Genomic DNA, 19,097 nt, shown 5'->3' with positions numbered 1-19,097 from the left:
ACAATTCGACTCACGTGTGGCGGCGAGACTCCAGCTTGGCGAAATCTTGGCGAGTGTGTGTCTTTCGAGTCGCACTCTCGCCACGTGCATGACGCGGTTGACTGATGTGACGTCGCACCGCGCGCGATGAAAGATTCTCGATGCGCACGTTTCAGGCAAGCTTCGGCACATAACGTCACCGTTCGACAGATCGAACCGAACGGAGCATTTTCACATGTTGTCCGATGGACAAGCTCGTCCCAGCGCGACCGCTGATGTTTCCGCAACGGCAAAGCCGGCTCCCGAAGCACGCGAGACAAAGGACGATACGGCGCGAGCGACCAAGCCTGCTGCCGGTGCAAAGCGTGTGTCGGCCGCGACGAGCGACGAAGTCCTCGCGAAGGAGGCACTCGAGGGGCTGAAACGCATTCGCGCCAAGGCGCGTCTCGACAAGATGGCGATTCCCAAGCCGGCGCCGACCGTGATCAAGCCGGCCATGATCGTCGCCAAGCCCCCGCCGCCCCGTCCGACATGGGTTGCGCCGCTCGCAACATTGGCGGTCGCCGCCATGTTGGTGGTCTGCGCCTGCACCGGCGTGATCGCCTATCTCACCACGCAGCCCGCCCAGAACAACGTCGCAGCCAATACGGAGATCAGGAATCTGCGCGAGACCGTCGCGCATCTGCGCAAGCAGGTGTCCGGCGTGTCGGAAAATCTCGACGGCCTGCGCACCGCGGTGGATCAGTCGAGCAAGGCGACCAATGACCGTTTCGGCAGGTTTGCCGAAAATCTGGACCGTATCGAGCGGGTGAGCTCGTCCTCGACGGTGAAGCTCGACAAGCTGGCTCAAGCACAGGTTCAGACGCCGGCGCCGGCCATGGTCCAATCGCCGCCCGCGCCACAGCAAGGAGCGATGGTGGCCTCGGTCGCGGCGCCCGAGTTCACGGGTTCGGTGTCGCCATCCGAGCGCGTTCCGGCGCCGCGCAAGGTGATCAAGGGCTGGACGGTCCGCCAGGCCTACGAAGGCATTGCGATCCTGCAGGGTCCGAACGGCGTCATCGAGGCGGTGCTGGGACAGCAGGTGCCCGGCCTTGGCCGCATCGAGGAGATCAGGAGCGAGAACGGACGCCTGGTGGTGGAGGCGAGCGGCGGTGTCATCTATTCGTCGCGCAAGGCAACGCCCTGATCGAGGGCCGTCCCCTATTGGCGGTGATGCTCGAAGCTGGTGCATAGCAGATCGACCTCCGCTTCAGCGATCGGCGAGCGAAACAGGCGGCAGCTGAACTCGGCCGCAGCCTTGCTGTCGGTGGCGGTGCGCTCCTCCCGGAGAAAGATGCATCGCTTGCAGACGTCGGTGTGGTGCCGCTGCTCGGCCGCGTCCGACTGATCCAGCACGTGACGGAACGTGTCGCGGAAGCGGATCTTGACCTCGTCGTCGAGGACGGCGATCGCCTCGACCAGAACGTTGACGGGGTCGCGCGCCAGGAATTTCTTGCCCTGCTGCGTCACGCTCAGCATCACCGAGCGCTTGTCGGTCGCCGAGCGTTTTCGCTCGATATAGCCGAGTCGCTCGAGCTCCCCGATGATGAAGGAGGCGGTGCCGCGCGTGGTGCCGACGTAACTCGCGAGCGCCGAGGGCGTCCGGGAAAAGCGGTTGGCGCGGGAGAGGAAGCGCAGCGCCATCCACTCGCGGTCGCGCAAGCCGTGCTTGGTGCCTTCGAACCACAGGATTCGTGCGACCTGTTCCAGCAGTTCAATCGATTCGCGAGCCAAATTCATTTCAATTCCAGATCGGATAGATTTTATTCAATTGAGCCTTCGGGTGCGCAATCTGTGTGGACGAGAATGAAGTTCTCGCGTGCCTCTTCGTCCGTTGCCGGATGGCGGATCACGCGTTGGAAGAAGCTCTCCGTCGCGGAGATGGAACTTCCGGCCGTGGAACTACGGCTTCGCGAAGAAAGTTCGAGTAAATCGCACGGCTCAAGTCCTCTGAAAATTTCATTCAAAATCGCTGCGGCTTGCGCCGGATTGACGGTGATGTGCGGTGCGCGAGCAACATGATGTGTCATTGTGATCGCTGCGGTACCCATTTGTTGCGCGTGAGCGTGTCGAACCCGCACGCATGCGCATCGCCTGCAGCACTTGGCGGTGCCGCCGGCCGGGAGAGAACCCTGTTTTTTCGGTTAATGGATGTTGCGATGCAGTGCAGCTAGACGGTTAAGTCCGGCACACCAGCGATCGGAATCTCAGACTGTCGTTGGGCATCGAGCAAGCAGCGCCGCAGTCGCCGGACTTTGTCGCGATGGGCCTGATGGCCGAGGCCGTGCCGGTGAAGAACGGCCGGGCCCAGACTGAAAGCGCGCGCGCTCGCAGGCTGGTGATTTGCGTTTCGCCGGCGATTATTGGCGAATGCGTCGCCCCAGGGGGGCACCATGTGCAGCAGGAAGGGATAGATTGATGAGCTTCGAAACCACCATGACTTCGGACGTCGTCGGGTTGACGAAAATCGCCCCGGTCTCGCGCCGCGGTTTCATGAGCGCCACCGCGGCCGTCGCCGCCGGCTACACGCTTGCGGCCGGGCCCGTGCGCGCCGAGGCGATCGCGACCGACACCAATGGCCTGCAGGCCGGCGACGCCAGGATCAAGGTCGGCTCCGAAGAGATGCCCGCCTATTTCGCCCGTCCCGCCGGCAACACCAAGGCGCCGGTGATCATCGTGGCGATGGAGATTTTCGGGCTGCATGAGTACATCAAGGACGTGACGCGGCGCCTCGCCAAGCTCGGCGCGTTCGCCGTCGCGCCGGATTATTATTTCCGCAAGGGCGTCGACCTCACCAAGGTCTCGGATATCAAAGAGCTCCTGCCGGTCGTCAACGCCAAGCCCGACGCCGAGCTGTTGTCCGATCTCGACGCCACGGCGGCGTGGGCGGGATCGCAGGGCGGCGACGCCACCAGGCTCGGCATCATCGGCTTCTGCCGGGGCGGCCGCACGGTCTGGGAATATGCCGCCCATAGCGGCACGCTCAAGGCCGGTGTGGCGTTCTACGGCACGGTGGTCGACCCCGCGAATCCGCTCTGGCCCAAGAGCCCGATGCAGCTCGCGCCTGAGATGAAGGCGCCGGTGCTCGGCCTCTATGGCGGCGCCGATACCGGCATTCCCGTCGCCCAGGTCGAGCAGATGAAGGCGGCGCTGGCGGAGAACAAGAAGACGGCCGAATTCAAGATCTACCCCGAAGCGCCTCACGGATTCCATGCCGACTATCGCGGCAGCTACCGCAAGGACGCCGCGGAGGACGCCTGGAAGCAGGCCGAGGCCTGGTTCAAGAAGTACGGCGTCTTGAGCTGACGCCTGGACAAACAAAGGGCGGCCCGATCGGCCGCCCTTTCTCTTTCAAGTCAAGCCGGTCTCACTTCGTCATCGCGCCATAGACGATGTCCTGGACCTGCTCGCGATAATACTTCCTGAGCTCGCCGGGCGCGGCCGTCCCTACGACGACCACGAGGCGCTCCTTCGGATCGCAGAAGAACTGCGTTCCGTAAGCGCCGTTCCAGGTGAACTCGCCGGGATTGCCGGGGACCGACGACAGGCCCTCGCTGGTCCGGACCGCGACCGAAAGACCGAAGCCGAAGCCGGCGCGATGCGGCTCGACATTGGCCACGTTGTTCTTGATCTCGGGGCCGAGGTGGTTGGTCGTCATGTGATGCACGGTTTTCGGACCGAGGATGCGCTGGCCGTCGAGCTCGCCGCCGTTGAGCAGCATCTGGCCGAAGCGGATGTAGTCGCCGACCGTCGCGAACGAGCAGGCGCCGCCGCAGTCGAACTTGGTCGGGGTGTCCAAGAGCTTGATCGCCTGCGGCTTGCCCGTCAGCGGATCCTTGGCAAAGGGGCGGGCGAGGCGAGGGCGCTGCGCGTCGGTCGGATGGAAGGTCGCGTCCCTCATGCCGAGCGGCTGCCAGACGTTGGCGGCGAGATAGTCGCCAAGCTTCTGCTCGCTCACCTTCTCGACGACCGCGCCGAGCACGTCGATCGAAAAGCCGTATTCGAACTCGGTCGAAGGCTGATGCGCCAGCGGCAGCTTGGTGATGCGGTCGATGAAGGCCTGGGTATCGCCCTCGATCGCCGGCGCCGTGCCGTCGGGATATTGCCGCGCCACCGGGCTCGATGAGTCCGGGCGACCGCCATACATCAATCCGGAGGTGTGCCGGTAGAGATCGTGGATGAAGATCGGTGTGGCCTGCGGCTCCAGCTTGAGCGAACCGTTGGCCTCGGTCACGCCGACCTTCATGTCGGCAAAGCCGGGATAGTAATCGGACAGCTTGGCCTGGAGCGGCAGCCGTCCCTGCTCCATCAGCGTCAGGCCCGCGACCGCCGCCATCGGCTTGGTCATCGAGGCCAGCGCGAAGATCGCATCGACCGGCATCGGCGTGCCCTTGTCGGGGTCGAGCATGCCGTAGGCCTTGTAGTGCACGAGCTTGCCGTCGCGTGCGACGGCGACGACCGCACCGGGGACGCGCTTGGCGGCGATCTCGCGGGCGAAGAAATTGTCGAGGCGCGCAAGGCCCTGACTGGAGAAACCGACGTCGTCGGGTTTGGCTTCAGGCAGCGGCGCGGCGATGGCCGTGCCGAATGTGATGACGGCAGCCGCCGCCGCGATCACAGCGATCGTCTTGTTCATTCTGTCCTCCCGCACGAGCTCGTTGTGTGAGTGGCTCGCTGGACGCCTAGATCACGACTGCACCGGTGCGAAGTCAAGCGCGAGCGGGGCATGTCTGGGACGCGTCGGAGATGCCGGAACCTTATCGTGCTTCAGCTGCGCGCCACAGCGCGTCGAGGCCGTGCCGATAGTTCGGGTGGACGAGCGCGACGCCGAGCTCGCGCTTCAGTTTCGCGTTGGAAACGCGGGCGCTGCTGGCATAGAAGCTGCGCGCCATCGCCGACATCTCGGCTGTCGCGAAATCCTCTTCAGGCGGCGGCGCAACGCCCATCAGCTCAGCCGCATAGGCGATCACGTCCTGCGGCGGCGTGGGCTCATCGTCGCAGACGTTCCAGATGCCGCCGCTTCCGTGTTGAATGGCCGCCATGATCGCGCTTGCGATGTCCTCGACATGAATGCGGTTGAAGACCTGGCCGGGCTTGATGATGCGCCGGGCCGTTCCCGCCCGCAGCGTCGCCAACGCGTTGCGGCCGGGGCCGTAGATGCCGGCAAGCCGCAGGATCGCGGCATCGCCAATGTCGATCCAGGCCTGCTCGGCCGCGATCCGCATGCGGGCGCGGTCGAGGGTCGACTGCGGTGGGGTGCTCTCGTCGACCCAGCCGCCGCCGTGATCGCCGTAGACGCCGATAGTGGAGAGATAGACGACCTTGCGGCGGCTCGCCGCCAGCACGTCCCCGAACGCCGCGATGGCGGGATCGCCGGTGATGCCGGGCGGGATCGACACCAGAAGCACGTCGGCGTCACGAACCTGTTTGGCCGTCTCGCGTGCGGGGGATGCGCCGGCAAAGCCGTGCACCTCGATGCCGGCCAGATCATCCCGCTGTGCGGGATCGCGCACGGTGCCGGCGATATGCGAGAAGCTGCCGCCATGTTTGCGGGCGAAGTGCCGGGCGCTGTAGCCGAGGCCGAGGATGAAGAGCCGCATGCGTCTCCCGTGCAGGTCAAAAAGTTCCCGCGCGAGCTGCGCGTCCTTCGCTCATAAGAGATTTTTGGGTCCGGCAAAAGATATTGCGATTTGTCTCGCCTCATGTCCCGGGCGATGTTCGGCTGTCACAGGGAGGCACTGATCATGCAGGCAGAGGCGCTCGCTTTGGCTCCGGCGGATGCCAATGAGCTGATCCGGCGTGCGGCCGCGCTGATCTTCGACGTCGACGGCACCCTGGCCGAGACCGAGGAGCTGCATCGGCAGGCCTTCAACCATGCCTTCGCCCGCCGGGGTCTCGACTGGCAGTGGGACCGCGCCGTCTACACAGATCTGCTGCGGGTGACCGGCGGCAAGGAGCGCATGCGCGCCTATCAAGCCCGGCTGGGAGGCGCGGCGCCTCTGTCAGACGTGGACATCGCGGAACTTCACCGCATCAAGACCGCGCATTATGCCGGGCTGATCGAGACCGGCTGCTGTCCCCTCAGACCGGGCGTGACCGAGCTGCTCGATGCGGCGACGGCGCGGGGCCAGCGGCTTGCGATTGCGACCACGACCTCGCACGGCAATATCGATGCGCTGTTGTCGCAGGCGCTGGGGCCGGGTTGGGCTGCAGGGTTCGACGCCATCGTCGCCGGTGACGACGTCAGGCACAAGAAACCCGCTCCGGACGTCTATCTGGAAGCGCTGGCGCGGCTGAAGCTGGGCGCCGCCGACTGCGTCGCCATCGAGGATTCCGCGAATGGGCTGATCGCGGCCTCGCGCGCCGGCATTCCGGTTCTGATCACCCGCAGCATGTTCTTCGCGGATGATGATTTTTCCGCGGCGCAGTGCGTGCTGGATGACCTGTCGGAACTTGCCGCCGAACCAAAAATGGAAAAACAACCCCATGCACAGTAGATCACGCCGGCGTGTCGGCCGCGGTCAGTGCACGCGGTGGCTTGCTCTATCGTCTTCAGCCTGCTCGACAATCTGCGCGATCGGGCTCGACTGGTGATGCACCAGGCGCCACTCGTCCCCGACGCGGCGGAAATGGTTCGCCGCGGCCAGAGCGGTGCCGTCGACGATCTCGATGCAAAGCACGCGGGCGCTGTCGCCGTCGACGATGACCTGCGGCTCGGCGCAGACGATCTGGGGACGCTCTGGGTTTTGCAGGATGTCGCGCCAGCTTCCGATCACCGTGGCGCGGCCGATGATCGCCGGCCAGCCGGGATGGATGCAGGAGATGGCGTCGTCGTCCGCCCACATCCGTTCCATGCCGTCGAAATCGCCGGTCGAAAACGCGGCGTAAAAGGCCGCGTTGGCGGCGATGATCTTGCTGTCCTTTGCCATCGCTCCCGGGTGGGGCAAGGACAGGCAAAAATCAAGCGCGACTTCCGTTCGACTTTGTGCCCGATTTGGACTGCAGTGCAGCATTGCCTGCTCGGTGGTCAGGCCGACACGTGCATCTCGACGGTCCGCCGCGCGCCATCCCGGTAGAGACGGCCGAGCGCCGCGGTCACGGCCTCGCGCAGGCGCGGCTCCGACCCCAGCGGTCCGAACACCTTCTGAACCCCGAGCAATGCGGGCGCCAGCCGCTCGGCAACGGGCCCGGCCTCGCGCGCCAGCGCGGCGAACTCGGCGGCAAGGGGATCGCGCACGTCGATGGCGCGGCCCTGCTCGTCGAGGCCGCTGACATAGCGCATCCAGCCGGCCACCGCGAGCGCATGCGTCGCGATCGGCAGGCCCCTCGCGAGGCGGTCCTGCATCGCGCCGAGCAGCCGCTGCGGCAGCTTTTGCGAGCCGTCCATCGCGATCTGCCAGGTGCGGTGATGCAGCGCCGGATTGGCGAAGCGCTCGAGCAGCGAGGCGCGATAGGCGGCAAGATCGGTACCAACAGGCATCGTCAGCGTCACCGCGGCCTCTTCCATCACCTGTGCGGCCAGACGCGCAAAGTGCGGATCCTGCATGGTGTCGGCAATGGTTTCGTAGCCTGAGAGGTAGCCGAGATAGGCCAGCGCGGAATGGCTGGCGTTGAGCAGCCGCAGCTTCATCAGCTCGAACGGCTTGACGTCGGCGACGAGTTCGACACCGGCGGCGGCAAGATCCGGCCGGCCCGCGGTGAAGCGATCCTCGACCACCCATTGCGTGAACGGCTCGGTCATCACGGGCCAGGCGTCGCGCAGGCCGAGCGCGTTGGCGACCGCATCGCGATCGCTATCCGTCGTCTCCGGCACGATGCGGTCGACCATGGTGGAAGGGAAAGCGGCATTGTCCGCGATCCACTTGCCGAGGTCCCTGGAGCGGAGCGCGGCGAATTGCGTCACGATGCGCTGCACGGTGTGGCCGTTGGCGGCGAGGTTGTCGCAGCACAGCACGGTGAAGGGCAGGGCGCCCAGCGCGCGCCGCCGCGCCAGCGCCGCGACGATGAAGCCGGGCGTCGAGCGCGGCGCGTCGAAATTGTTGAGGTCGTGCACGATATCAGGATGCCGCTCGTCGAGATCGCCGGTCTGCGGCGTGTGGCAATAGCCCTTCTCGGTCACCGTCAGCGAAACGATGCGAATAACGGGATCGGCCATCCGCTCGACCAGCGCTGCCGGGTTTTCGCGGGCGACGACGCTGTCGAGCAGCGCGCCGATCACGCGGTGCTCGGTGCCTTCGGCTGCACGCACGGCAACCGTATAGAGGTGATCCTGCGGGGCGAGCGCGTCGCGCGTGTCGGGGCTGCGCAGGCTGGCGCCGACGATGCCCCAGGGGGCGGCTCCTGCCGCAAGGCAATCGTCGATGACGACGGCCTGATGCGCGCGATGAAACGCGCCGAGACCGAGATGCACGATGCCGGGCGTGACGCGCGACCGGTCATAGGCCGGGCGACGGATGCGAGGTGCCAGCCGGTCGAGAGTGGCAAGGCCAAGGCGCATTGAACTTGGGTCCATAGACGTCTCCCCTTGTTTTGCGGCTGCTTGACATGGCGCCTTTATCAGGTCAATGCTTCGGTCAATTGGTAAGACCAATTTTCCAAAATTGGCGGGCCGTGGGCATTTCAAGTGCTCCGCGTGACCCTTTCGGGAGGACCAGCGTGCCGCTGGAAGCTGTGGAGGCGAGACGGCTTTATCGCCAGGTCGCCGATCAATTGCGAAGCCTGATCGACAGCGGCGAGTACGCGGTCGGCAGCCGCTTGCCGACCGAGCGCGAGCTCGCCGAGCAGCTCAAGATCTCGCGGCCGACGGTGCGCGAAGCCTTGATCGCGCTCGAGGTCGAGGGACGCCTGCGCATCCGCGTCGGCTCCGGCATCTATGTGATCGAGCCCGCCGCCATCGCCGCGCCCGCGCAAGCGTCCGTCATCGAGGGCCCGTTCGAGCTGCTGCGCGCCCGCGAATTCCTCGAAAGCGCCATCGCCGAGCAGGCCGCGCGCGTCGCGACCAAGGACGATATCGCCCGCATCGACGCTTCGCTCATCGCGATGGAGAATGTCGAGCATCCCGGCGAAGCCTCGATGGTGCATGACCGCGCGTTCCACGTCGCGATCGCCGGAAGCCTCGGCAATGCCGTGCTGGTGCGGGTGGTCGGCGAGCTGTTCGACCAGCGCCTCAATCCCTATTTTGCGCAGCTTGCGCATTATTTCGAAAGCCCGGGCACCTGGCGCACCGCGCTCGACGAGCATCGCGCCGTGCGCGAGGCGATCGCGGCGCATGATCCGCAAGCCGCACGCGAGGCGATGCGCGCCCATCTGGCGCGGTCGCAGGAGCGCTTCGCACAGAATTTCGGTGCCGAGACATCATCGTCTTCGGCGCGCGCGCCGGCAAAGCCATCGAAACCGAAACCGGCGTCGAAGAAGAAGCAGGCCGGAAGCGGCAGCGCGCGGCGGCGATGAGATTGGACGGCCCGCTTCCAGTCGGGGCGGGTGAACAAGAAGCAGACTTGAACGATGGAGGAAAAGTCGATGTTGAAGAAAACGACGATTGCCGCGGTGATGTCCGCCGCCGCGCTGTTGGCCGCCACCCAGGCCGCCATGGCGCAGACCAAGCTCAAATGGGCCCATGTCTACGAGACCTCGGAGCCGTTCCACACCGCCTCGGTGTGGGCCGCGCAGGAGATCGGCAAGCGCACCAACGGGCGCTATGCGATCGACGTCTATCCGGCCTCGCAGCTCGGCAAGGAAGCCGACATCAACCAGGGCCTCTCGCTCGGTTCGGTCGACATCATTATCTCCGGCTCGAGCTTCGCGGCCAAGAGTTTCCCACCGATCGGCGTGACCTATTATCCCTACACCTTCCGCGATGCCGACCATCTGCTCGCTTACACCAAGAGCGACATCTTCAAGGAGCTCGCCAAGGGCTATGAGGACAAGAGCGGCCACCACATCGTCGCGGTGACCTATTACGGCGTGCGCCAGACTTCGTCGAACAAGCCGATCAAGACCTGCGCCGACATGAAGGGCCTGAAGATCCGCGTGCCCGACGTTCCGGCCTATCTCGCCATGCCGCGTGCGTGCGGCGCCAATACCGCGCCGATCGCGTTCGCCGAAGTCTATCTCGCGCTCCAGAACGGCACCGTCGAGGCGCAGGAGAACCCGCTGACCACGATCGAGGCCAAGAAGTTCTACGAGGTGCAGAAGCACATCGTGCTGACCGGTCACATCGTCGATCATCTCAACACGGTGGTGGCGGGCGCGCTGTGGAAGAAGCTGTCCGACGAGGACAAGAAGATCTTCACCGACGTGGCGCAGGAAGCCGCCGCCAAGGCCACCGGGGAGATCAAGGAGAACGAAGCCAAGCTGGTCGCCTTCTTCAAGGAGAAGGGCCTGACCGTGACGGAGGTCGACAAGAACGAGTTCCGCGACACCGTGCTGAAGAACGTCGCGTTCGAGACCTTCGGCTATCGCAAGGCCGACTGGGAAAAGATCCAGGCGGTGAAATGACGACCTAGTCGTCATCCCGGGGCGGTCCATAGGACCGCACCCCAAGGTACGCAATTGCGCACCTGGGATATCGAGGTTCCGGTCTGGTGCTAGCGCACCATCCCGGAACGACGATTTGGAGAGGAGCAACCCATGACCACCGCCGAAATCCACCGGCAGATCACCGCGGACGAGATCGCCCATACCTTCGAGGAGGAGGCGGTGCCGAAGGTCGACCTCGGCGTCTACGCGTTCGAGGACTGGGTGGCGCTTGCGATCTTCTGGGTGATGGCGCTCGCCGTCTTCCTCCAGTTCTTCACCCGCTACGTGCTCAACGACAGCTATGCCTGGACCGAGGAGATCGCGACCTATTGCCTGATCGGCGTGGTCTTCATCGGCGCCTCGATGTGCGTGCGGCTGTCGCGCCACATCCAGGTTGATCTCGTCTACCGCTATCTGCCCCAACCCGTGGGGCGCGCGCTGTCGACATTGATCGACCTGATCCGGATCGTCTTCTTCGGCTACGCCGTCAAGCTGGTCTGGGTCTACATCCAGATCATCGGCGACGAGCAGATGACCACGATCAATTTTCCCAAGAACTACGTCTATTACGCCGTGCTGCTCGGCTTCGTGCTGATGTTCCTGCGTTCGTTGCAGGCAGCGCTGCAACACTGGCGGCAAGGCTACTCGGTCCTCGAACGACCCGGCGCCTACGACGGATCGGAGATATAATCATGCTGCTGTTGCTCGGAGGCTTTCTGGTCCTGATGCTGCTCGGCGTTCCCGTGGCGATCGCCATGGCCGCGTCGTCGCTGCTCTACATCCTGGTCAGCGGGGTGACACCCGACGTCACGCTGGCGCAGCGCATGATCGCCGGCGTTGAGAGCTTTCCCTTGCTTGCCGTGCCGTTCTTCATCCTGGCCGGCAACCTCATGAACATCGCCGGCGTCACCGGCCGCATCTACAAGTTCGCGGTGGCCCTGGTCGGGTGGATGCGCGGTGGCCTCGGCCACGTCAACATCATCGGCTCGGTGATCTTCTCCGGCATGTCCGGCACCGCGATCGCGGACGCCGCCGGTCTTGGCACCATCGAGATCAAGGCGATGAAGGACCATGGCTACTCCACCGAGTTCTCGGTCGGCGTCACCGCGGCCTCGGCGACGCTCGGGCCGATCATCCCGCCGTCGCTGCCCTTCGTGATCTACGGCATGATGGCCAACGTCTCGATCGGTGCGCTGTTCCTGGGCGGCGTCATTCCGGGCATCGTGTTGACGCTGTTCATGATGGCGACCGTCACCTATTTCGCGCACAAGAACAAATGGGGCAGCGATACCCCCTTCTCCTGGCCGCAGCTCGGCTCGGCCGGGCTCGAGATCCTGATCGTGCTGTCCTTCCCGATGACGATCTGGCTGATGGTGATGGCCGGCCTCTCGGTCAACATCGCCGTCGCCATCGGCCTCGGCACGTTGCTGGTGATCGACTGGTATTTCGACTTTTCGGCGGTGATGGCGCTGATGGCGCCGGTGATCCTGATCGGCGGCATGACGCTGGGCTGGTTCACGCCGACGGAAGCCGCGGTCGCCGCCGTGATCTGGTCGCTGTTCCTCGGCCTCGTGCGCTACCGCACCATGACGTTCCAGACCGTTGCCAAGGCGACCTTCGACACCATCGAGACCACGGCCTCGGTGCTGTTCATCGTCACCGCGGCCTCGATCTTCGCCTGGCTGCTGACGGTGTCGCAGGCGGCGCAGACGCTGTCGGACTGGATGCTCAGCGTCACCCACAACAAATGGGTGTTTCTGGCGCTCGCCAACGTGCTGATCCTGTTCGTCGGCTGCTTCATCGACACCACGGCCGCGATCACCATTCTGGTGCCGATCCTGCTGCCGATCGTGCTCAAGCTCGGCATCGACCCGATCCACTTCGGCCTGATCATGACGCTGAACCTGATGATCGGCCTGTTGCATCCACCATTGGGAATGGTGCTGTTCGTGCTCGCGCGCGTCGCAAAACTCTCGGTCGAGCGCACCACGGTCGCGATCCTGCCCTGGCTGGTGCCGCTGATGCTCGCGCTGATCGCGATCACCTACATTCCCGAACTGACCCTCTGGCTGCCAAAATACATGGGACTCTCCAAATGACCTCCACCGCTCTCGCCGCGACCCTGTTCGGCCCCGAAGACCTCCGCATGGTCGAGCACCCGCTCGAGAAGCTCAGCCAGGGCATGGTGCGGATTCGCTTCGGCGCCGGCGGCATCTGCGGCTCGGACATGCACTACTTCCGGCACGCGCGAACCGGCGACTTCGTGGTGAAGTCGCCGCTGGTGCTCGGCCACGAGATTTCGGGCGAGGTCGTGGAAATTTCCGGCGCTGCCGCCAATCTGAAAGTCGGCGACCGCGTCGCCGTCAATCCGTCGCGCTGGTGCGGCCATTGCGTCGCCTGCCGCGAGGGCCGGCCGAACCTATGCGAGAACATCTACTTCATGGGCTCGGCCTCGAAGACGCCGCACATGCAGGGCGGCTTTGCCAATTATTTCGATGCTATCCCCGCGCAGTGCGTGAAGATCCCGGATCACGTGTCCTACCAGGCCGCGGCGCTCGCCGAACCGCTGGCGGTCTGCCTGCACGCCGTCGCGCGCGCCGGCAACATCGAAGGCAAGCGCGGCATCATCTTCGGTGCCGGTCCGATCGGGCTTCTGACCATGCTCGCCGCGCGCCGCGCCGGCATGACCGACATCACGGTCGCCGACATTGCGCCGGCGCCGCTGGCGTTTGCAAGCCGGCTCGGCGCCTCGCATGTCGAGAACGTCTCGGCCGGTGAGGAGGGTCTGAAGGCGCAGGCCGCGTCGCGCCCCTATGACGTCGCCTTCGAGGTCTCGGGCACGGCGGCTGGCCTCGCCAGCGCCATCGGCATCGTCAGGCGCGGCGGCGTGGTGGTGCAGATCGGCAATCTGCCGGGCGGCCAGATCCCGACGCCGTCGAATGCGGTGATGGCCAAGGAGATCGATCTGCGCGGCTCGTTCCGGTTCGGCTTCGAATTCGCAACCGCCGTGGAGTTGATCTCCAACGGCAGCATCGACGTGTTGTCGCTGGTCACGGCCGAGCGACCGCTGTCGACCGCGCCCGATGCGCTGCGGCTGGCGCTCGACCGCTCACAGAGCGTCAAGGTCGTGCTGACCGCGAACTGAAGGGAGATATCCATGATGCTCGAAGGTTGGCGCTGGTACGGGCCCGACGATCCGGTCTCGCTCGACGATGTCAGGCAGGCCGGGGCGAGCGACATCGTCTCGGCGCTGCATCAGGTGCCGATCGGCGAGGCGTGGACACGCAAGGCGGTCGAGGAGCGCAAGAACTTCATCGAGAACGGCCAGCCCGGCCGCTCGCAGCTGACCTGGTCGGTGGTGGAGTCGATTCCGATCCCCGACGACGTCAAGCGTCTCGGCGGCAAGGCGACGAAGTCGATCGAGGCGTGGATCGCGAGCCTCGAAGCCGTCGCGGCCGCCGGCATCAAGATCATCTGCTATAATTTCATGCCGGTGGTCGATTGGTGCCGCACCGATCTCGAATGGGAGCTGCCGAACGGCGCCCGCGCCATGCGCTTCGACCAGGATCGCTTTGCTGCCTTCGAGTTGCATATCCTGAAGCGCCCGGCGGCAGTTCAGGAATACTCGCCCGAGCAGCAGGCGCGCGCGAAGGCGCTGTTCGAGCAGATGAGCCGGGCCGATATCGACTATCTCGTCATGGTCATCGCCAGCGCGCTGCCGGGATCGACCACCGAGCCGATGACCATTCCGCAGTTCCGTGACCGGCTGGAGACCTATCGCGACATCACGCCAAAAATCCTGCGGCAGCATCTCGCTGAATTCCTCGCGCGCGTGACGCCGGTGGCCGAGCAGCTCGGGGTGTCCTTGACGCTGCATCCGGACGACCCGCCGCGCCCCTTGTTCGGCTTGCCGCGTATTGCGTCCTCAGCGGACGATTATCAGGCGCTGTTCGACGCCGTGCCGTCCAGAGCCAACGGCATCTGCCTGTGCACGGGCTCGCTCGGCGTGCGCGCGGAAAACAATCTGCCCGAGATGGCCGAACGCTTCGGCCCCCGCATCGCCTTTGCGCATCTGCGCGCCACCAGGCGCGAGGCGGACGGGCTGTCATTCCACGAATCCGATCATCTCGACGGCGACGTCGACATGGTCGCGGTGCTCAAGGCGCTGTTGAAGGAGAACGCGCGACGTTCGCCCGACAAGCAGATCGTGTTCCGCCCCGATCACGGCCACCGCATGCTCGACGACCTCGCGGCGACCAAGCGCACCAACCCCGGCTACACCGCCATCGGCCGCCTCCGCGGCCTTGCCGAGCTCCGCGGCGCGATCCGCGCGATCGAGCATCGGTGAAGGCCACCGCCCCATCCACGTCATTGCGAGGAGCTCTTGCGACGAAGCAATCCAGAGTCTTTCCATGGAGGGATGCTGGATTGCGCCCGCCTTCGCCAAAGGCTTCGGCGGACAAGTCGCTGGGCTCGCAATGACGTGGAGAGAGCGGTGCTCAAGATCATCCGATCGCGAAATCGGCGGCCGTCTCCGCATGAATGGCCGTGGTGTCGAACGTCTCGACCGAGGTGTCGTCAGGGCCGACCAGCATCGTGATCTCGGTGCAGCCCAGGATGATGCACTCCGCGCCGGCGGCCACCAGCGCCGCCATCACCTCCCGATAGCGGCGGCGGGAAGGATCGGCGACAACGCCAAGACAGAGCTCGTCGTAGATGATGCGGTTGACGTCGGCGCGCGCCTCGGGAGGAGGCACCAGCACGTCGAGATCATGTGCGCGCAGCCGGTCGATGTAGAAGTCCTCCTCCATCGTGAATCTGGTGCCGAGCAGCCCGACCCGCCGGTATCCCCTCGCCCGGATCCGTTGCGCCGTCGCGTCACCGATGTGAATGAACGGAATGGTCACGCTGGAGACGATGTCGGGCGCCAGCTTGTGCATCGTGTTCGTGCACAGCACGATCGCCCGTGCGCCGGCGCCTTCGAGACGCCGCGCGACCTCCGCCAGGCTGGCCGCCGCCTCGCTCCAGCGGCCGCCGTATTGCATCTGCTTGATGTCCTCGAAATCGTAGGAATAAAGCAGCAGCGGCGCCGAATGCAGCTTGCCCATGCGATCGCGGACCCGCTCGTTGATCAGCTTGTAGTAAAGCGTCGTGCTCTCCCAGCTCATGCCCCCGATCAGGCCGATGGTCTGCATTCCGGTGTCCTCGACGATGTGGTCCGCCGACCGTAAACGAAAACGCCAAAGCCCGGTAGCCGTCGCTTGGTGGCGGCGAGCGGGTTCGCCGTCTGGCTACGCCATCGCGGCCGTGTCGCCCTCTATCAATCCACGTGAACGAAAATATTCCACTTTAGCGAAGTTCGGTTTCGGCGCATGTGTCGGCCATCCCGATCCGACGAAAGAGGCGGTCGTACGTCGATAGCGGAAGTTGGAGGACCAGCTGTTGCGCCATGCGTGGGAGTCAAGCCGTCACCTCATCGCGAACAGGCGGTCGTGCAAACGGCACGGACGGGCATGACGCCTGCGCAGGCTCTGATCGCCTTTCGACCTTGCGTGCTCTCCCGCGCTGTCTTACGCAGTCTCCGACCAGCGACGCATTGCCAAAGCCCTGAGGGAGCCGACATGACCATCCGCAACACCCGCACCGGGGGCCAGATCCTGATCGATCAGCTCGTCGCCCAAGGCGTCGAGCGCGTCACCTGCGTGCCGGGCGAGAGCTATCTGGCGGCGCTCGATGCGCTGCATGACAGCCCGATCGACGTCATGATCTGCCGCGCCGAGGGTGGTGCTGCGATGATGGCGGAAGCTTATGGCAAGCTTACGGGCCGGCCCGGCGTCTGCTTCGTCACCCGCGGTCCCGGCGCGACCAATGCCAGCCACGGCGTCCACATCGCGATGCAGGATTCGACGCCGATGATTCTGTTCGTCGGCCAGGTCGACACCGGCATGCGCGAGCGCGAGGCGTTCCAGGAGCTCGACTACAAGGCGGTGTTCGGCTCTATGGCGAAATGGGCGGTCGAGATCGACCGTCCCGATCGCATTCCGGAGCTGGTGGCGCGCGCCTTCCGCGTCGCCATGCAGGGTCGCCCCGGTCCCGTCGTGATCGCGCTGCCGGAGAACATGCTGACCGAGACCGCCGCCGTTGCCGATGCCATGCGCATCGAGCCGGCCGTGAGCTGGCCTGCGCCGGCGGATATCGACAAGCTTGCAGCGATGCTCGCCGGCGCCAAGGCGCCGCTCGTCATCCTCGGCGGCTCGCGCTGGACCGAGGAAGCCACCAGGAGCATCGCGCGTTTTGCCGAGCGGTTCGACCTGCCGGTTGCGACCTCGTTCCGCCGGGCCTCGCTGATCGACGCCGACCATTCGCACTATGCCGGCGATCTCGGCATCGGACCGAGCCCGGGCCTGAAGGCGCGCATCGACAACGCCGATGTCGTTCTTCTCATCGGCGGTCGCATGTCGGAGATGCCGTCCTCGTCCTATACGCTGCTCGACATTCCGACCCCGCAGCAGAAGCTGATCCACGTTCACCCCGGCTCCGAAGAGCTCGGCCGGGTCTATCAGCCGACACTTGCGATCCAGGCTTCGCCCGCAGCATTCGCCGCCGCCGTCGAGACGCTGAAGCCGTCAGGAGCGGTGGCCTGGAAGGGCGAGGCCGCCAGGGCGCATGCCGATTATCTCGCCTGGACCGACAAGGCGCGCGAGCTGCCGGGCACGTTCCAGTACGGTCAGGTCATGACCTGGCTGCGCGACCGGCTGCCGAAGGACGCCATCGTCTGCAACGGCGCCGGCAATTATGCCGGATGGATCCATCGTCATCACCGCTTCCACAGCTTTGCGGCGCAGCTGGCGCCGACGTCGGGCTCGATGGGCTACGGCGTGCCGGCGGCGGTGCTGGCCAAGCGGCAATATCCGGATCGCACCGTCGTCGCCTTTGCCGGTGACGGTTGCTTCCTGATGAACGGCCAGGAATTCGCGACCGCCGTGCAGTATGACGCAGCCCTGGTCGTCATCGTCGTCGACAATTCGCAATACGGCACCATCCGCATGCACCAGGAGCGCGACTATCCCGGCCGCGTCGTCGGCACCCAGCTCAAGAACCCGGATTTCGCGATGTACGCGAAGGCGTTCGGCGGCCATGGCGAGCGCGTCGAGCGCACGGAAGAATTCGCGCCGGCATTCGAGCGTGCGCTGGCCTCCGGCAAGCCGTCGATCCTCCACTGCATCATCGATCCGCGCGCGATGTCGGTCGGCAAGGACTTTGCGCCTACGGTGAAGGCGTAAACGATGACGACCGGCCGGCACGTTGCGATCATCGGCGCCGGCGCGGTCGGGGTGATCAGCGCGATTGAGGCGCTGCGCGAAGGCCATCGCGTCACGCTGATCGATCCGGGCGAGCCCGGCGGCGAGCAGGCGGCAAGCTACGGCAATGCCGGCTGGCTGTCGTCGCATTCGGTGATCCCGCCGGCCGAGCCGGGCATCTGGAAGAAGGTGCCGGGCTATCTGATGGACCCGCTCGGGCCGCTGGCGATCCGCTGGTCCTATTTGCCGAAGGCGCTGCCCTGGCTGGTCAAATATCTGCTCGCAGGCTGGACCGAGGCGCGGGTCGAGAGGACGGCGTTTGCGCTGCGCGACCTGTTGAAGGACGCGCCGCTGCTGCACCGGACGCTCGCCGAGGAAGCCGGCGTGCCTGAGCTTGTCGAGCGCAACGGCGTCATGCATGTGTTTCCGGCGCGCGGCAATTTCGACAACGATCTCGGCTGGCGCCTGCGCCGGAAGGTCGGCGTGGAGTGGATGGAGCTCAACGCCGACGAGATGCGCCAGCGTGAGCCCGATCTGCATCCGCGTTACACCTTCGGCGTGGTGGTGGAAGAGGCCGGCCGCTGTCGCGATCCCGGTGCTTATGTCGCAGCGCTCGCCAACCATGCGATCGCCGGCGGTGCCGAGCACGTGCGCGCCAAGGCGACCGGCTTGAGGCTGAACGGCGACAAGCTCGTCGCCGTCGTTACCGAGACGGGCGAGATCGCTTGTGACGCCGCGGTGGTCGCTGCCGGTGCCCGATCAAAACAGCTCACCGCATCGGTCGGGGATCCGCTGCCGCTGGAGACCGAGCGGGGCTATCACGTCATGATCGAGAATCCGGAAACAGGTCCGCGCAGCTCGATGATGGCGTCCGACGCCAAGATGGTGGTGAACTGGACCGACAAGGGCCTGCGCGCCGCCGGCACGGTCGAGATCGCGGGCTTAGAGGCCGCGCCGAACTGGAAGCGCGCCGAGATCCTGCGGGATCATCTCTTCAGCATGTTTCCAAAACTGCCGAAGGATATTCCCGCCTCGCGTATCAAGACCTGGTTCGGTCACCGGCCGAGCATGCCGGACGGATTGCCCTGCATCGGTCATGCGCGTGCCTCGCGCGACATCGTCTACGCCTTCGGCCACGGCCATGTCGGCCTGGTCGGCTCGGCCCGCACCGGCCGGCTCGTCGCGCAGCTCCTGAGCGGCAAGGCGCCGGAGATCTCGCTTACTCCCTTCGCGCCCGAACGCTTCCTCTGAGGTCGCAGC

19 protein-coding genes are annotated in these 19,097 nt (G+C 65.4%); 12 read left to right on the top strand and 7 right to left on the bottom strand.

Annotated elements, in window-relative coordinates; genetic code table 11:
- Positions 1-214 precede the first annotated feature (214 nt).
- Positions 215-1,165 carry a hypothetical protein gene (locus tag CIT40_RS27730; RefSeq protein ID WP_094893675.1) on the top strand — a complete coding sequence of 317 codons (951 nt, stop codon included), beginning with the start codon at positions 215-217 and terminating at the stop codon, positions 1,163-1,165.
- 14 nt (positions 1,166-1,179) lie between these two features.
- Here CIT40_RS27730 and CIT40_RS27725 read toward each other — a convergent pair whose 3' ends face one another.
- Together CIT40_RS27725 and CIT40_RS27720 are read right to left on the bottom strand one after the other, a co-directional pair.
- Positions 1,180-1,758, bottom strand: a complete 579-nt coding sequence (locus tag CIT40_RS27725; protein WP_094893677.1) for a MarR family winged helix-turn-helix transcriptional regulator — start codon at positions 1,756-1,758, stop codon at positions 1,180-1,182.
- A gap of 23 nt (positions 1,759-1,781) precedes the next feature.
- Complete coding sequence (locus tag CIT40_RS27720) at positions 1,782-2,069, bottom strand: hypothetical protein (protein WP_148667236.1); 288 nt, start codon at positions 2,067-2,069, stop codon at positions 1,782-1,784.
- Between the two features lie 167 nt (positions 2,070-2,236).
- Between CIT40_RS27720 and CIT40_RS27715 the strand changes: the two genes are divergently transcribed.
- Together CIT40_RS27715 and CIT40_RS27710 are read left to right on the top strand one after the other, a co-directional pair.
- Complete coding sequence (locus tag CIT40_RS27715) at positions 2,237-2,437, top strand: hypothetical protein (RefSeq protein ID WP_094893679.1); 201 nt, start codon at positions 2,237-2,239, stop codon at positions 2,435-2,437.
- The gene (locus CIT40_RS27710) at positions 2,437-3,324 is read left to right on the top strand and encodes a dienelactone hydrolase family protein (RefSeq protein WP_094893681.1); all 888 of its coding nucleotides are present in this window, start codon (positions 2,437-2,439) and stop codon (positions 3,322-3,324) included. The genes CIT40_RS27715 and CIT40_RS27710 overlap by 1 nt, the downstream gene beginning before the upstream one ends.
- Before the next feature lie 61 nt (positions 3,325-3,385).
- On the opposite strand, the gene CIT40_RS27705 is transcribed toward CIT40_RS27710, so the two are convergent.
- Positions 3,386-4,654, bottom strand: coding sequence for a serine hydrolase domain-containing protein (locus CIT40_RS27705; protein WP_094893684.1), 1,269 nt, complete (start codon positions 4,652-4,654; stop codon positions 3,386-3,388).
- Positions 4,655-4,775: 121 nt separating this feature from the next.
- Positions 4,776-5,618, bottom strand: a complete 843-nt coding sequence (locus CIT40_RS27700; protein WP_094893687.1) for an SDR family oxidoreductase — start codon at positions 5,616-5,618, stop codon at positions 4,776-4,778.
- A gap of 144 nt (positions 5,619-5,762) precedes the next feature.
- Here CIT40_RS27700 and CIT40_RS27695 point away from each other — a divergent pair, with 144 nt between their 5' ends.
- A complete protein-coding gene (locus tag CIT40_RS27695) occupies positions 5,763-6,515 on the top strand; it encodes an HAD family hydrolase (protein WP_162307707.1) in 753 nt (250 codons plus the stop codon).
- 24 nt (positions 6,516-6,539) lie between these two features.
- Here the strand turns inward: CIT40_RS27695 and CIT40_RS27690 are convergent, their stop codons facing one another.
- Both CIT40_RS27690 and CIT40_RS27685 read right to left on the bottom strand, forming a co-directional pair.
- Positions 6,540-6,947 (bottom strand): nuclear transport factor 2 family protein, encoded by a 408-nt coding sequence (locus CIT40_RS27690; protein WP_094893688.1) that lies wholly within the window; start codon positions 6,945-6,947, stop codon positions 6,540-6,542.
- A 98-nt stretch (positions 6,948-7,045) separates the two neighbouring features.
- Complete coding sequence (locus CIT40_RS27685) at positions 7,046-8,530, bottom strand: mannitol dehydrogenase family protein (RefSeq protein ID WP_193550890.1); 1,485 nt, start codon at positions 8,528-8,530, stop codon at positions 7,046-7,048.
- A 143-nt stretch (positions 8,531-8,673) separates the two neighbouring features.
- Here CIT40_RS27685 and CIT40_RS27680 point away from each other — a divergent pair, with 143 nt between their 5' ends.
- The 6 genes from CIT40_RS27680 (at position 8,674) to uxuA (ending at position 14,884) form a co-directional block, all read left to right on the top strand.
- On the top strand, positions 8,674-9,468 hold the full coding sequence (locus CIT40_RS27680; protein ID WP_094893690.1) for a FadR/GntR family transcriptional regulator: 795 nt from the start codon (positions 8,674-8,676) through the stop codon (positions 9,466-9,468).
- A 69-nt stretch (positions 9,469-9,537) separates the two neighbouring features.
- A complete protein-coding gene (locus CIT40_RS27675) occupies positions 9,538-10,515 on the top strand; it encodes a sialic acid TRAP transporter substrate-binding protein SiaP (RefSeq protein WP_162307706.1) in 978 nt (325 codons plus the stop codon).
- Between the two features lie 132 nt (positions 10,516-10,647).
- Positions 10,648-11,226, top strand: a complete 579-nt coding sequence (locus CIT40_RS27670) for a TRAP transporter small permease (protein ID WP_094893692.1) — start codon at positions 10,648-10,650, stop codon at positions 11,224-11,226.
- A gap of 2 nt (positions 11,227-11,228) precedes the next feature.
- A complete protein-coding gene (locus CIT40_RS27665) occupies positions 11,229-12,635 on the top strand; it encodes a TRAP transporter large permease (RefSeq protein WP_094893693.1) in 1,407 nt (468 codons plus the stop codon).
- Positions 12,632-13,681, top strand: coding sequence for an L-idonate 5-dehydrogenase (locus CIT40_RS27660; RefSeq protein WP_094893694.1), 1,050 nt, complete (start codon positions 12,632-12,634; stop codon positions 13,679-13,681). The genes CIT40_RS27665 and CIT40_RS27660 overlap by 4 nt, the downstream gene beginning before the upstream one ends.
- A gap of 12 nt (positions 13,682-13,693) precedes the next feature.
- A complete protein-coding gene (gene uxuA / locus CIT40_RS27655; RefSeq protein ID WP_094893695.1) occupies positions 13,694-14,884 on the top strand; it encodes a mannonate dehydratase in 1,191 nt (396 codons plus the stop codon).
- A 157-nt stretch (positions 14,885-15,041) separates the two neighbouring features.
- Here uxuA and CIT40_RS27650 read toward each other — a convergent pair whose 3' ends face one another.
- Complete coding sequence (locus CIT40_RS27650) at positions 15,042-15,731, bottom strand: aspartate/glutamate racemase family protein (RefSeq protein ID WP_094893696.1); 690 nt, start codon at positions 15,729-15,731, stop codon at positions 15,042-15,044.
- Positions 15,732-16,157: 426 nt separating this feature from the next.
- Between CIT40_RS27650 and CIT40_RS27645 the strand changes: the two genes are divergently transcribed.
- Complete coding sequence (locus tag CIT40_RS27645; protein WP_094893697.1) at positions 16,158-17,819, top strand: thiamine pyrophosphate-binding protein; 1,662 nt, start codon at positions 16,158-16,160, stop codon at positions 17,817-17,819.
- Positions 17,820-17,822: 3 nt separating this feature from the next.
- A complete protein-coding gene (locus CIT40_RS27640) occupies positions 17,823-19,088 on the top strand; it encodes an NAD(P)/FAD-dependent oxidoreductase (RefSeq protein ID WP_094893698.1) in 1,266 nt (421 codons plus the stop codon).
- Positions 19,089-19,097 lie beyond the last annotated feature (9 nt).

Origin of the sequence: Bradyrhizobium amphicarpaeae (genome assembly GCF_002266435.3) — a bacterium.
Lineage (GTDB): Bacteria > Pseudomonadota > Alphaproteobacteria > Rhizobiales > Xanthobacteraceae > Bradyrhizobium > Bradyrhizobium amphicarpaeae.
This window is presented reverse-complemented; position numbering and strand designations above follow the sequence as displayed.

Coding starts and splice junctions, on each gene's coding strand:
- CIT40_RS27730 (WP_094893675.1), top strand. CDS start 215: ATGTTGTCCGATGGACAAGCTCGTCCCAGCGCGACCGCTGATGTTTCC.
- CIT40_RS27725 (WP_094893677.1), bottom strand. CDS start 1,758: ATGAATTTGGCTCGCGAATCGATTGAACTGCTGGAACAGGTCGCACGA.
- CIT40_RS27720 (WP_148667236.1), bottom strand. CDS start 2,069: ATGGGTACCGCAGCGATCACAATGACACATCATGTTGCTCGCGCACCG.
- CIT40_RS27710 (WP_094893681.1), top strand. CDS start 2,437: ATGAGCTTCGAAACCACCATGACTTCGGACGTCGTCGGGTTGACGAAA.
- CIT40_RS27705 (WP_094893684.1), bottom strand. CDS start 4,654: ATGAACAAGACGATCGCTGTGATCGCGGCGGCGGCTGCCGTCATCACA.
- CIT40_RS27700 (WP_094893687.1), bottom strand. CDS start 5,618: ATGCGGCTCTTCATCCTCGGCCTCGGCTACAGCGCCCGGCACTTCGCC.
- CIT40_RS27695 (WP_162307707.1), top strand. CDS start 5,763: ATGCAGGCAGAGGCGCTCGCTTTGGCTCCGGCGGATGCCAATGAGCTG.
- CIT40_RS27690 (WP_094893688.1), bottom strand. CDS start 6,947: ATGGCAAAGGACAGCAAGATCATCGCCGCCAACGCGGCCTTTTACGCC.
- CIT40_RS27685 (WP_193550890.1), bottom strand. CDS start 8,530: ATGGACCCAAGTTCAATGCGCCTTGGCCTTGCCACTCTCGACCGGCTG.
- CIT40_RS27675 (WP_162307706.1), top strand. CDS start 9,538: ATGTTGAAGAAAACGACGATTGCCGCGGTGATGTCCGCCGCCGCGCTG.
- CIT40_RS27670 (WP_094893692.1), top strand. CDS start 10,648: ATGACCACCGCCGAAATCCACCGGCAGATCACCGCGGACGAGATCGCC.
- CIT40_RS27665 (WP_094893693.1), top strand. CDS start 11,229: ATGCTGCTGTTGCTCGGAGGCTTTCTGGTCCTGATGCTGCTCGGCGTT.
- CIT40_RS27660 (WP_094893694.1), top strand. CDS start 12,632: ATGACCTCCACCGCTCTCGCCGCGACCCTGTTCGGCCCCGAAGACCTC.
- uxuA (WP_094893695.1), top strand. CDS start 13,694: ATGATGCTCGAAGGTTGGCGCTGGTACGGGCCCGACGATCCGGTCTCG.
- CIT40_RS27650 (WP_094893696.1), bottom strand. CDS start 15,731: ATGCAGACCATCGGCCTGATCGGGGGCATGAGCTGGGAGAGCACGACG.
- CIT40_RS27645 (WP_094893697.1), top strand. CDS start 16,158: ATGACCATCCGCAACACCCGCACCGGGGGCCAGATCCTGATCGATCAG.
- CIT40_RS27640 (WP_094893698.1), top strand. CDS start 17,823: ATGACGACCGGCCGGCACGTTGCGATCATCGGCGCCGGCGCGGTCGGG.